This is a genomic window from Corynebacterium hansenii, assembly GCF_030408795.1.
Taxonomy (GTDB): domain Bacteria; phylum Actinomycetota; class Actinomycetes; order Mycobacteriales; family Mycobacteriaceae; genus Corynebacterium; species Corynebacterium hansenii.
Genome location: NZ_CP047211.1, coordinates 416,110 through 428,595, shown reverse-complemented (window position 1 = coordinate 428,595; position 12,486 = coordinate 416,110). Strand labels below are relative to the sequence as shown.

At 68.5% G+C, this 12,486-nt stretch carries 15 protein-coding genes; 1 reads left to right on the top strand and 14 read right to left on the bottom strand.

Going from position 1 to position 12,486, the window contains the following annotated elements; genetic code table 11:
- Positions 1-173: 173 nt before the first annotated feature.
- The 10 genes from rplO to rplN all read right to left on the bottom strand — a co-directional run bounded on the left by rplO (position 174) and on the right by rplN (position 5,866).
- Entirely contained in the window at positions 174-620 is a 447-nt protein-coding gene (gene rplO, locus CHAN_RS01945) for a 50S ribosomal protein L15 (protein ID WP_048740109.1), read from the bottom strand.
- Between the two features lie 7 nt (positions 621-627).
- On the bottom strand, positions 628-813 hold the full coding sequence (gene rpmD / locus CHAN_RS01940; RefSeq protein ID WP_035121291.1) for a 50S ribosomal protein L30: 186 nt from the start codon (positions 811-813) through the stop codon (positions 628-630).
- Positions 814-818: 5 nt separating this feature from the next.
- Positions 819-1,460 (bottom strand): 30S ribosomal protein S5, encoded by a 642-nt coding sequence (gene rpsE, locus CHAN_RS01935; protein ID WP_048740108.1) that lies wholly within the window; start codon positions 1,458-1,460, stop codon positions 819-821.
- Positions 1,461-1,497: 37 nt separating this feature from the next.
- Positions 1,498-1,896, bottom strand: coding sequence for a 50S ribosomal protein L18 (gene rplR, locus CHAN_RS01930; RefSeq protein ID WP_048740107.1), 399 nt, complete (start codon positions 1,894-1,896; stop codon positions 1,498-1,500).
- Positions 1,896-2,432, bottom strand: a complete 537-nt coding sequence (gene rplF / locus CHAN_RS01925) for a 50S ribosomal protein L6 (RefSeq protein ID WP_048740106.1) — start codon at positions 2,430-2,432, stop codon at positions 1,896-1,898. The genes rplR and rplF overlap by 1 nt, the downstream gene beginning before the upstream one ends.
- Before the next feature lie 15 nt (positions 2,433-2,447).
- Complete coding sequence (rpsH, locus tag CHAN_RS01920) at positions 2,448-2,846, bottom strand: 30S ribosomal protein S8 (protein ID WP_048740105.1); 399 nt, start codon at positions 2,844-2,846, stop codon at positions 2,448-2,450.
- 362 nt (positions 2,847-3,208) lie between these two features.
- A complete protein-coding gene (locus tag CHAN_RS01915) occupies positions 3,209-4,111 on the bottom strand; it encodes a GDSL-type esterase/lipase family protein (protein WP_290291179.1) in 903 nt (300 codons plus the stop codon).
- Positions 4,112-4,610: 499 nt separating this feature from the next.
- On the bottom strand, positions 4,611-5,180 hold the full coding sequence (rplE, locus tag CHAN_RS01910) for a 50S ribosomal protein L5 (protein WP_048740103.1): 570 nt from the start codon (positions 5,178-5,180) through the stop codon (positions 4,611-4,613).
- 2 nt (positions 5,181-5,182) lie between these two features.
- Positions 5,183-5,497, bottom strand: a complete 315-nt coding sequence (rplX, locus tag CHAN_RS01905) for a 50S ribosomal protein L24 (RefSeq protein WP_048740102.1) — start codon at positions 5,495-5,497, stop codon at positions 5,183-5,185.
- Positions 5,498-5,866: a 50S ribosomal protein L14 gene (gene rplN, locus CHAN_RS01900; protein WP_048740101.1), complete on the bottom strand. Its 369-nt coding sequence runs from the start codon at positions 5,864-5,866 to the stop codon at positions 5,498-5,500.
- A 374-nt stretch (positions 5,867-6,240) separates the two neighbouring features.
- On the opposite strand from rplN, the gene CHAN_RS01895 reads away from it, so the two are divergent.
- Entirely contained in the window at positions 6,241-7,782 is a 1,542-nt protein-coding gene (locus tag CHAN_RS01895; protein WP_290291175.1) for a PAS domain-containing protein, read from the top strand.
- Between the two features lie 173 nt (positions 7,783-7,955).
- On the opposite strand, the gene CHAN_RS01890 is transcribed toward CHAN_RS01895, so the two are convergent.
- The 4 genes from CHAN_RS01890 to CHAN_RS01875 all read right to left on the bottom strand — a co-directional run bounded on the left by CHAN_RS01890 (position 7,956) and on the right by CHAN_RS01875 (position 12,392).
- The gene (locus tag CHAN_RS01890; RefSeq protein ID WP_048740260.1) at positions 7,956-8,594 is read right to left on the bottom strand and encodes a class I SAM-dependent methyltransferase; all 639 of its coding nucleotides are present in this window, start codon (positions 8,592-8,594) and stop codon (positions 7,956-7,958) included.
- A 58-nt stretch (positions 8,595-8,652) separates the two neighbouring features.
- Positions 8,653-9,861, bottom strand: a complete 1,209-nt coding sequence (locus CHAN_RS01885) for a hypothetical protein (protein ID WP_290291173.1) — start codon at positions 9,859-9,861, stop codon at positions 8,653-8,655.
- A 55-nt stretch (positions 9,862-9,916) separates the two neighbouring features.
- Complete coding sequence (locus CHAN_RS01880) at positions 9,917-11,056, bottom strand: hypothetical protein (RefSeq protein ID WP_290291171.1); 1,140 nt, start codon at positions 11,054-11,056, stop codon at positions 9,917-9,919.
- A gap of 76 nt (positions 11,057-11,132) precedes the next feature.
- Positions 11,133-12,392, bottom strand: a complete 1,260-nt coding sequence (locus tag CHAN_RS01875) for a hypothetical protein (RefSeq protein ID WP_290291169.1) — start codon at positions 12,390-12,392, stop codon at positions 11,133-11,135.
- Positions 12,393-12,486 lie beyond the last annotated feature (94 nt).

Genomic DNA, 12,486 nt, shown 5'->3' with positions numbered 1-12,486 from the left:
GTTTCCGGTCTCATCACGGCAAGATAACGGCGCCGGGGCTCCCCCTGGAACGCCGAAACGCCCCTTCCCCGGGGAACGGGGAAGGGGCGCCGACGCGAAAACCGCGGGCCGGCCGAAGCCGGACCCGCGGTCCTCGTGGGGTCGCGCGATGCGGATCGCGCCCCCGAAGCGTTTTACGCCTCGGTGACGGTGCCGCCCGCGGCCTCGATCTTGGACTTCGCGGAGCCCGAGAACTTGTCGGCGGTGACGTTGACCTTGACGTCGATGTCACCGTTGCCCAGGATCTTCACCGGCTGCTTGGCGCGCACGGCGCCCTTGGCGACCAGGTCGGCGACGGTGACGTCGCCGCCCTCCGGGAAGAGACGGGCCAGATCCGAGACGTTGACGACCTGGAAGGTCACCTTCGCCGGGTTCTTGAAGCCCTTCAGCTTCGGCAGGCGCATGTGCAGCGGCATCTGGCCGCCCTCGAACGCCGCCGAAACCTGCTTGCGGGCCTTGGTGCCCTTGGTGCCGCGACCGGCGGTCTTGCCCTTGGACGCCTCGCCGCGACCGACGCGGGTCTTGTCCTTCTTGGCGCCCGGGGCCGGAGCCAGGTCGTGGAGCTTGATGGGATCAGTCATGATTTACCTACTCCCCCGCCACTTCTTCGACCTCGACCATGTGACGCACGGCGTTGATCAGGCCGCGGACCTCCGGGGTATCCGGACGGACCACGGACTGGTGCCGGCGCTTGAGGCCGAGGGTGCGCAGCGAGTCCTTCTGGTTCTGCTTGGTGCCCGCGGTGCCGCGGAGCTGGGTGATCTTCAGAGCCATGTCAATCACGCTCCCTGTCCCGCGCGGGCGCGCAGCATACCGGCCGGGGCGACCTCTTCGAGGGTCTTGCCGCGGCGAGCGGCGACCTCTTCGGGGCGCACCAGCTGCTTGAGGGCGTCCACGGTGGCGTGGACGACGTTGATGGCGTTGTCGGAGCCCAGGGACTTCGACAGCACATCCTGGATGCCGGCGCACTCGAGCACCGGGCGAACCGCGCCACCGGCGATGACGCCGGTACCCGGGGCGGCCGGGCGGAGCATGACGACGCCGGCGGCGGCCTCGCCCTGAACCGGGTGGGTGATGGTGCCGGCGATCATCGGGACGCGGAAGAAGTTCTTGCGGGCCTCCTCGGCGCCCTTCTGGATCGCTGCCGGCACCTCCTTCGCCTTGCCGTAGCCGACGCCCACGTTGCCCTCGCCGTCGCCGACGATCACGAGAGCGGTGAAGCTGAAGCGACGACCGCCCTTCACGACCTTGGACACGCGGTTGATGGTGACGACGCGCTCCAGGTACTGGTTGCGCTCGTCCTGCTGGCGACGGTTGTCGCGGCCGCCGCGGCCGCCGTCGCGACGATCGTCGCGGCGGTTGTTGTTGTTCTGGTTGTCGGCGGAGCCACGTCCGCCGTCACGCCGTTCACGTCCCGGCATCACGCGTTCCTTCCGTAGAACTGATTGGTCTGCATCATTAGAACTTCAGGCCACCTTCGCGGGCGGCTTCGGCCAGCGCGGCCACGCGGCCGTGGTACTGGTATCCGCCGCGGTCGAAGACGACCGAGTCGATGCCGGCGTCCTTGGCGCGGGCGGCGAGGACCTCGCCGACCTTGGCGCTGCGGGCCTTCTTGTCGCCCTCGATGGCGCGGATGTCCGCGTCCAGGGTCGACGCCGAGGCCAGGGTGCGGCCGATGGAGTCGTCGATGATCTGGGCGGTCATGTGGCGCGAGGAGCGGTGGACCACGAGACGCGGGGTCTCGGCGGTGCCGCGGATGTTCTTGCGCAGGCGCGCGTGGCGGCGAGCGCGGGCGACGCGGCGACGCGTCGAGATGTCCTTGCCGACCGGGAGGCGCTTTTCGTTGTTGTTGCTCATTACTTACCCGTCTTTCCGACCTTGCGACGGATCTGCTCGCCCTCGTAGCGGATGCCCTTGCCCTTGTAGGGGTCGTCCTTCCGCAGACGACGGATGTTGGCGGCGATCTGTCCGACCTGCTGCTTGTCGATGCCCGCGATGGACAGCTTGGTGTTGCCGTCCACGTCGAAGGTGATGCCCTCGGGGGCCTCGATGAGGACCGGGTGGGAGTAGCCCAGGGCGAACTCGAGGTCCTTGCCCTTCTTCTGGACGCGGTAGCCCACGCCGAAGATCTCCATCTTGATGGTGTAGCCCTGCGTGACGCCGACGACCATGTTGTCGATCAGCGAGCGGGACAGACCGTGGAGGGAGCGGTTCTTGCGGTTGTCGTCCGGGCGGGCGACGACGATCTGGCCATCTTCCTGGGCGACGGTGATCGGCGCCGGGATGGTGACGGACAGCTCGCCCTTCGGGCCCTTGACGGTGACGTCCTGGCCCTCGATCGTGGCGGTGACGCCGTTCGGGACGGCGATGGGGTTCTTGCCGATGCGCGACATTGTTCGATATCCCCCTTACCAGACGTAGGCGAGGACTTCCCCGCCCACCTTCTTCTCGGTGGCCTGACGGTCGGTCAGCAGGCCCTGGGACGTGGAGATGATGGCCACGCCCAGGCCGCCGAGGACCTTCGGCAGGTTGGTGGACTTCGCGTACACGCGCAGACCCGGCTTCGACACGCGGCGGACGCCGGCGATCGAACGCTCACGGGAGGGGCCGTACTTGAGGTTCAGGGTCAGGGTCTTGCCGACCTTGGCGTCCTCGACGGTGAAGTCCTCGATGTAGCCCTCCTGCTTGAGGATTCCGGCGATGTTCGCCTTGAGCTTGGACGAGGGCATCGAGACGGTGTCGTGGTACGCGTTGTTCGCGTTGCGCACGCGCGACAGCATGTCGGCGATGGGATCAGTCATGGTCATGGTGAGTGACCGCATTCCTTTCTCGCTGCGGTTCCTTCCCACCCCATCACGTGATCCACGCGATTTTCGGGGCAACTGGCGCCAGCCGGGTTCAGTAGCCCGGTTGGCTCGCCACCCGATACGCCCGGGACGCTGCAGTCGGGGCGGGGGGCCTTCAGCAAAGTGTGTGCTTGGCAATCCTGCTCGGGAGCGCGGCGCCGTGCCGATGGCATGGCGGAATGCGCGTCCATGGAGCGGACCGTTCGAACCTACCAGCCCGCGGGCCCCGCACCCAAATCGCCTTTCGCCCCGCGAAACGCGGAAACCCCGCCCGGGCGCCCATGTGGGCGCCCCGGACGGGGAGATCGCGAAGAAGTCGGAACTTAGCGGATGTGCGGGGCGATGAAGCGGGCCATCGCGTACTGGCCGTCGATGGTCGGGTGGTTCGTCATCGGGCCCATGTTCGGGTCCTGGAAGCCGGCGACCCAACGCTCGTGGTCGACCGGGTTGCAGGTGCCGTGGCCGATCGTCTGCTGGTAGACGTCGATGAAGTTGGCGCCGATGTTGCGGGCGGCCATGGCGATGGTGTTGCGGAAGGACTCCTGGACCTGAGTCGCGCCCGGGGCCGGGATCGGGAAGGTCTGGCCCGGAACGTTGACCAGGCACAGCTGGTCGTTGGTGGCGTACTCCGGGTAGGAGGCCAGGTGGATGCGGACGCCCGGCGCAACCTCGCGGATGCGGTTGGCGACGTGGGTCAGCTCCTGCTGGTACGCGGTGGCGTTCAGCTGGCCCTGGCTCTGCATGACGCCGGCGACGTCGGCCCACATGAGGGCGTCCATGCCGCCGTACATGAAGACGACGTCCTGGGTGCCCGGCCCGATGTCGCCGTGCATGATGGCGGCCTCGACGTAGCCGACCAGCTGGATGACCGGGGCGCCGCCCATGCCGTTGCAGGACCAGTCGCCGAGGGACTTGCCGGCCTCCTTGGCGGCGATCTTCGGCCAGTTCTCCATGTCGGTGGCGCAGTTGGCCACGATCGGGGTCTGGCCCGGCTCGAGGCCGCGCGGGCCGGACTTGCCGGCGTTGGCGGTGAAGGAGTCGCCGAAGGTGACGACCTGCTTCGCGCCGGTGCCCGGAGCGGAGTTGACGTTCGGCAGACCCGGGGTGGCGGGCATCGGGGGAAGGGCGGGCTGGGCGGCGGCGCCGGCGGCACCCAGGCCGAGGCCCAGAACCGTGACGGCGGCGATGGCCGCGGAGCGGACCTTGGTGGTGAAAGACTTCTTCATGAGTGGAAACCGTGCCGTTTCTCTGTGGCGGTGTCAAGTCGTGGGCCTGCGGTTCTTACCGCAAATTCATCGGGTACCCAGGGACCCTCACGTTACCGTGTCTCCCGACGTTCGTGACCGGTTTGTTACAAACCGCAGGTTGACGGGATTCCCGGAGGGGCCGATCGGCGCCCATTTCCCGGCCATGGGTCGCCCAACGGCCGATTTCGCGCCAAGATCGACACTCAAATGTGATCTCACTCACTACCTAAAGGCACACCCGAATTCGGGGATGCATCATCGATGCAATTCACCCGTTCGCGGGCCGGCTAACGGCTCTGCGGTGCGGTTTCCCCCGCCGAACCGTCGCAAAGCAAGCCCCGGGAAGGCCCCCGGAAGCGCCCCATCCGGGGCACCGGAACGCCCGGTTAACGGCGAAACCCCCGCTTCCCGGAGGGGAAGCGGGGGTCACCGCGCCACTGCACGGCACGAATCGGCCGGAAAGACGGCCGAAACCGGATTAATCCTTGTGCTGGGCGGTCTTGAACGGGAAGCCGAGCTCGCGCAGCAGGGCGCGACCCTCGTCATTGTTCGTGGCGGTGGTCACGACGGTGATGTCCATGCCGCGGGGGCGGTCCATCTTGTCGATGTCGATCTCGTAGAACATGGACTGCTCCGAGAGACCGAAGGTGTAGTTGCCGTGGCCGTCGAACTGCTTGTCCGACAGGCCGCGGAAGTCGCGGATTCGCGGCAGCGCCACCGTCAGCAGACGGTCCAGGAACTCCCACATGCGGTCGCCGCGCAGCGTGACGCGGGCGCCGATGGGCATGCCCTCGCGCAGCTTGAAGTTGGCGATCGACTTCTTGGCGCGGCGCAGCTCCGGCTTCTGGCCCGTGATCAGGGTCAGGTCGTTCAGCGCGCCGTTGATCTGCTTCGAGTCGCGGGCGGCCTCGCCGACGCCCATGTTCACGACGACCTTGGTGACGCCCGGAATCTGCATGACGTTGTCGAAGGAGAATTCCTTCTGCAGGTTCTCGCGGATCTCGGAGCGGTAGCGCTCCTTGAGGCGGGGGGTGTAGTTCTCGCTCATGCTTAGATGTCCTTCCCGGTGCGACGGGAGATGCGAACCTTGTTGCCGTCCTCATCGAAGCGGTAGCCGACGCGGGTCGGGGTGCCCTCTTCATCGACGAGCATGACGTTCGACACGTGGATCGGGGCCTCCTGGGTGACGATGCCACCGGACGAGGCGCCACGCTCCGGAGCGGAGTTCGCGACGTGCTTCTTGATCTTGTTGACGCCCGAGACCAGGACCTTGTCGCGCGTCGGGTAGGCCTCGATGACCTCGCCCTGCGCGCCCTTGTCCGGACCCGAGATGACCAGGACGGTATCGCCCTTGCGGATCTTCACTTAAATCACCTCCGGTGCGAGCGACACGATCTTCATGAACTTCTTGTCGCGAAGCTCACGCGCGACCGGGCCGAAGATGCGGGTGCCGCGCGGCTCGTTGTCGGCCTTGATCAGGACGGCGGCGTTCTCGTCGAACGAAATGTAGGAGCCGTCCGGGCGACGGGTCTCCTTCTTCGCGCGGACGACGACGGCGCGGACGATCTCGCCGGCCTTGACGTTGCCGCCCGGGGCGGCCTCCTTGACGGTGGCCACGATGACATCGCCGATGCCGGCGAAGCGTCGGGTGGAGCCGCCGAGCACGCGGATGCACAGGATTTCCCTGGCACCGGTGTTGTCGGCGACCCGCAGACGCGATTCCTGCTGAATCACTACGGTTCTCCTTGACCTGGATTGCTGTGTGCGCCGGATTTCCGTCCCGGGCGCACGCGGTCTGATTCGGCTGCGGGGTGGTCCGGGCCGTGCCGGGGCGGAGGCCGCGCCATGCGCGCCAGTGCCCGGCGGATCGGCTCCTTCGGCCACCCGCAACCCGAAAATTATGGCATGCGCGCCGGTTGAGGCCAAATCCCGCCTCAACCCGGCGACCGGCCCCGGGGGGGAATCGGCGGGGCGGGACCGGGTGTCCGGGAATTTCGCGGCCCACTTTCCCGGGGTTTACAATCTCGACCTATACGTCCCACAGTACGTCTCACAGCCGGCCTCATTTCCCCGTCGTCCGGCCCATACCCGACCAGCGAGGATCGCACGTGCATCAAGCCTCCCCCACCGGCGCCGTTCATGAGGTCGGCGTCGACCAGATCTTCTTCTCCACGACGGACGACCGCGGCGTGATCACCGCCGCCAACGACGTCTTCATCGACTTGTCGCGCCATCCGCGCGAGGAACTGATCGGCGCGCCCCACAACGTCATCCGCCACCCGGACATGCCGCGGGGCACCTTCCGGGTCATGTGGGATCGCCTGCAGGCCAAGACCCCGTTCGCCGGGTACGTGCGCAATCTCGCGTCCGACGGCAGCGCCTACACCGTGTTCGCCACGGTGACGCCGATGCCCGGCTCGGGCTATCTCTCGGTGCGCACCCGCCCGATGTGCGAGGACGTCGCCGAGATGGCCGATTCGCTCTACCGGCAGATCCGCGAGCGCGAGAGCAGCGCGGCGGAAGAGGGCGCGGGCGGCCGCGACGTCGCCGCCGTCGGCGCGGAGGCCCTCGCCGAGATGCTGAACGAGGCCGGTTTCGCCGACTACGCGGAGTTCCAGCGCGAGGTCCTGCCCGCCGAGGTCGCGGCGCGCGAGGCCGCGGGCGCCGGGCTTCCCGACGTGCCGGAGTGCGATGGCCGCCTCGCGGAGGTCGACGCGGCGGTCCGCGAGATCTTCGGCGAACTCGATGCGTCGATGGCCGCGCAGGACGACATCGTCGACCTGGCGCGCTCGCTCAAGCGCTGCGGCCGCAAGATCCGGCACGACATGGACACCGCCGCCACCATCACCGATCGGCTGGAGGACACCCTCAAGGACGACCCGACCCACGTCGCCGACATGATGCCGGTGCGCGTGTGGTCGCAGATGCGCGGCATCGCCGCCCGGTACACGGGCTCGCTGCTCGATTCCCTGGAGGACTTCACCGCCCTGGGCGCCGAGACGCGCTTCCAGGTCGCGCTGGCCCGCCTGCAGACCACCGAGCTGGCGTCCTTCGTGGCGGAGGTCGCCGCCGGCGGCGCCGAATCGCACCACGCGGCCAAGGCCATCCGCCCGCTGTGCGGCGTCCTCCACGAGGAGGTGTCGGCCATGGACGATCAGACGCGCCTGCACCGCGAGCGCGCCGCCGACGTCGCCGAGCACATCGACCGGGTGGTCGAGATCATGCGCATCCCCCAGCAGGTCGCGGTGGCGTGGAGCAAGGGCGTGCCCTCGATGGGGTTGACCGGCGAGATCAGCTCGCTCGCGGCGTCGATGGCCGCAGCGGTGGTCAGCGCCGGCGCCGCCATCTCCGAACTGGAGGCCCTGCGCGAGCGGTGCCGCGACATCGGCGACGTGGAGCACTCGGTCCGTCTGCGCGAGCTGATCGACACCGTCCGGGACTTCGCGGTCGAGGACGGCGCTTCGGCTGACGACGAGCCGACCGAAGGGGGCCCGACCGAAGGGGAGCCCGCGGCCGCGGAGGAATCCGCCGTGGAAGCCGCCGCCGAGCAGCCCGCCGCGGAAGAGGCCCCCGCCGAGCAGCCCGCGGAGGAAGCCCCCGCGGAGCAGCCCGCGGCCGAAGAAGTCACCGCCGAGCAGCCCGCCGTATAGCGGCCACCTCGCCGGACCCGGCAGCTAACCCACCCCGAATGCGCCAACCCACCCGTTGCAGCGGGTGGGTTGGCGCATTCGGGGTGGGTTTGCGTGAAGGGGGCGCTGCGTAATGAGCGGTGATCCCCGGTGCGCGGCGTTCCCGACTTCCGGGGCGTGACCGCCAGCCCGCCTCAGGCCCGTTCGGCGACGGCGACGATGAAGTTCGCGCGGTCGTCGAAGGGCAGCAGATCCCACGTCGAAAAGCGATGCGTGATGCGCAGGCCGGCCTCGAAGGCGTCGGCCTCGAAGTCGTCGTGGGACCAGCCGCGGCCGGCGCCGAAGCCCATGACCGCGCGGCCGTCGGCGGCGAGCGCGTCGCGGAAGCCCGCGAGCACGGCGCCGCGGTCGGCGGGGTCGATGAAGGTCAGGACGTTGCCCGCGGCCACCACGATGTCGAAGTCGCCGGTGGGGTGCGCGCCCGCCTCCTCGTTTTCGGGGTCGGAATCGGCCGCCGCGAGCACCTCGGCCAGGTTGGCCAGGTCACCGACCTTCCACGTGCCGCCGGGCTGGACCTTCCGCGCCTCGGAAATCAGGTACGGGTCGATGTCGACGCCGACCACCCGGTGGCCGCGCTGCGCAAGGTAACCGCCGAGGCGGCCCTGACCGCAGCCGGCGTCCAGGATGCGCCCGCCGCGCGGGGCCATCGCGTCGATCAGGCGGGCCTCCCCGTCGATGTCGCGTCCCTGCGCCGCGAAGTTGGCCCACCGCTCCGCGTACCTGCGGGAGTGGCCGGGGTCGGCGGCGACGATCTCGGTCCAGGTGCGGTGCATGTTCATGCCGCCCAGTATTGCTCACTCGCCCGTGCGGGTGCGGTTGGCGCGCGCCGCCTCAGCATTTCTCGAACTCCGCCCGCAGTTCCGCCTCCTCGGGGGTGGCCATCTCTCCCGTGCAGCCGCCGAGCGTCAGCTCGGCGTCGCCGCCGTGGTCGAGGTAACGCACCCTCACCGGAACCTCCGTCCCCGCCATGCCGCCGGTTGCCCGGGTCGCCTCCAATTCGCGCAGCACCAACCGCACGCGTTCGGCGGCCGCCGCGACGGCCGCGTCCTCCTCGCCCGGGTCCCCGTCGCCGACGTTGGTCACGTCGAGCCACACGTACGGCACGCCCTGGTATCCGGCGCGGATGCTCGGCGTGACCCGCAGGGGCCGCGACCGCCCGTCGTCGTCCAGGCCGATTGCCGCGGCGCCGCCGAGCGCCCGGCCCGCCCACCGCATCAAGTCGGCGGCGGCCGCCCGATCGTCGGGACCCCCGATCACCGCGAGCACCCCCATCGCATTCGCCTCGGGCGTCCCCCGTTCCGGACGCTCCTCGCGGCCATCGTCCAGGGGTGCGTCGCGGACCGGGATCGACAAGTCCACGTGCCCCATGCCCCGCGCCGATTCGCCGGACCGCGCCCGGTACGGGGCTTCCTCGATCCCCGCGGCAGCGTCCGCGGCGGCCTCGAAACACACCCGGTCGGCTCGGTCGCAGCCGGGGGCATCGAGCTCGATCGACTGGCGCGTTCCGGCGATGCGCGCCTTTTCGAACGTCCACGCACGGTCGTCGTCGAGCAGCCCGCGCAGTTCGCGACCGTCGGTCAACGTTTCGAATGCCACGTCCAGCTCACGCCCGGAATCGGGTTTCCGCACGTGGACCAAGATTTCCGACCTGAATCCCCACTCGGCGTCCCCCGCCATCGACGCCAGCTCACGGGCGACGCGGTGGATCTCCATGACCTCGTCCACGGATCCGGCGTCGGCGCCGATGCGCAACGAAATGTCGCGGGTCTTGCCCACGCTCTCCCTCAGCTCGACGTTCGTGCCCGGCAGTTCCCGGGCGGCATGCTCCTCGAGCTTCCGCAGCGTGCGTCCGCCGTCGCCGTGCGCCGACAGGCTGGACACCACGATCGCAAACGCGGCCATGACCAGTGCCACCACGACGAAGACCGCGATCAGACAGCCCCAGGCAACCCGCCCCGCGGACGTTCCGCCGCCCTTCGCGGCGCGTCCGCCCGGCATTTGCCCCGCGGCGTGCTCGGGTCCCCGACCATCGACGGTCATCTTCGGCCTCCTTCATGCGGGTTCGCTTTCCGACGCCCACCGTCGCCCATTCCGGTCAGCATTTCTCGAATTCCGCCCGCAGCCTCGCCTCCTGATCGGATACTGCCGGTTCGTCCGAGCAGCCTCCGACGACGACTCTGGTGGGGCCGGATCCATATTCTTCGCGGATCGTGACGTGAATTCCCTTGCCGGCCGATGGTGCGTCGGAACCTGCGGCCACCAGCTCCCGCAGCATCGCCTCGACGCGATCGGCGACCCGATCGTGATCATCAGGCGAGGTCCCCGTGTTTTCGGCGCGGAGCTCGATGACGACGGTGCCGTCGTAACCCGTACTCAGGTCCGGTTTGACGCGCAATGGACGTTGGCGACCGTCATCTTCGAACCCGATGGCGGTCATCTTGCCGACCACGGGAACGGACCACCGAACCGCGTCCGCTGCAGCCGCCCGATCCCGCTGCCCGCTTACTTCGACGACGACCGTCGTGTTACGTCGCAGGTCGGCTCCGAAAGCCGGGTCTCCACGCACCTCGGCCTCGCGTTCCAACAGCGGCGCATCGTGGACCGGAATTTCGATGGCGATGTGCCCGCCCGTGATGGTCTCCCGTGAGATGGGGGTCCGGTACCCGGCCTCCTCGATGCCGGCCGCGGCGGTCGCGCGATCCGTGAAGCACCGCATGTCCGCCCGCCTGCATGATGGCCCCGTGAAGCGCACCGGGTGCGGGCGCTCGCCCAGCGCAATTTGATCGAAAACCCACGCACGTTCGTCCTCGAGAATCCCCTTGAGCTCGCCGGGGTCGGTGCGGTCGCCGAATGTCAGGCCAAGCTGATCCCCGGGTCGTGCCATGTGCACCGTGATCTCCGACCCGAACTTCCAATCGGCGTCGCCGGCCGTCGCGGCCAGGGCGACGGCGCCCCGATGGATGCTCATCACCTCGTCGACCGACCCCACATTGGCCGCAGCCTCCAGCTTGATGATCCGCGGTTTCTCGGTGGATTCGCGAAAGCGGACGTCGACGCCCGGCAATTCGGCCGACGCTTGCCGTTCCAGTTTTGCCAGCGTCTTTCCCCCGTCCCCATTCGCGAACATCGCGTTCAGGAAATGCACTCCCCCGATGACCAACAGCCCGACGGAGACGAGCACCATCGCCAAACGAACCATGAAGCTCCACCAGGGCTTTTCGCCCTCGGCCGGCATTGCCGTGCTTCGCCGATTCCCGTTGCCGCCGGCGTCGCGCGCGAATGCGTGACGACGCCCCGCGTTCCCCGCAGATTCATCGGCACACTTCGAATTCATCCCGAAGCCTCGCTTCCTCATCGGAATCCGCCGGTTCCTCCGAGCAGCCTCCGACGACGACTCTCATCGAACCGGTTTTGCGGATCCCGTCTATGGTGACGGGAATTCCCTTGTCGGCCGATGGTGCATCGGGACCGGCCGCGGCCAGCTCCCGCAGCATCGCCTCGACGCGGTCGATGGCACGGGCGACTGCCGGTTCGTTGCGCTCCTCCCGACGCTTCGCCACCCCGGGATCGATGGAAGGGTCTGCGCCGCGCCACACTTCCCCGACATTTTCTGCGTCAAGTTCGATGCTCGTACCACGGGGACTGTCCCCTACGCGCGGCCTGACCCGCAATTGCTCATGATGGCCGTCGTCATCGTCGAACCCGATGGCGGCCATCCGCCCGACGGCGGGAACCGACCACCGAATCACGTCCGCTGCGGCCGCCCGATCCTTCGGCCCAACGATTTCGACGAGGATCGTCGTGGAACCTCGCTCAAAGCTTCGCACCGGATTCCGTTCACGGGTCCTGGCCTCGTTCTTCGACATCGCCGCGTCGTGCACCGGAATTTCGATGCTGATCTGCCCGCGCCCAGTGACCTCCCGTGAGATGGGGGTCCGATACCCGGCCTCTTCGATGCCGGCGGCGGCGGTCGCGTGATCGGTGAAGCACCGGATGTCCGCCCGACCGCACGACCGACCGACGAGGAGCACCGGCAACGAGGACCGACCCAACCTGATTCGATCGAAAACCAACGAACGTTCGTCCTCGAGAATCCCCCTGAGCTCGCCGGGGTCGGTGCGCTCGCTGAATTCCACGACAAGTTCCCCCTCGGGTCGTGCCATGCGGACCGTGATCTCCGACCCGAACCCCCAAAGGGCATCGCCGGCCGTCTCGCCCAGGGCGACGGCGCCCCGATGGATCCTCATCACCTCGTCGACCGACCCGACGTCGGCCGAAGCTTGCATGTTGATGTCTCGCCACCTCGCGATGTGCTCGCGAAAGTGGACATCGACGCCCGGCATTTCGGCCGACGCCTGCCGTTCCAGTTTTCGCAGCGTCATCCCCCAATCCCCGAAGCCGAATCCGCCGAGGGCGATGGCAAAGAACAGCATTGACCCGATCATCACCAGACCGACCGCTATCATCACCATCCCCGAACAACCCATGATGAGCCGCGAAGTCTTTTTGTTCTTTTGCGCATCCGTCATCGGCTTGCCATCGCGAGGTGCGGCACCTGTGTCCCGGGTCACGCCGCCATCATAATCCGCAACCGCTCCGACGAACGGCCGCCCACCCGGGTCCGACGCCGGCACGACGAAACCCCCGCCTCCCCGGAAAACCGGG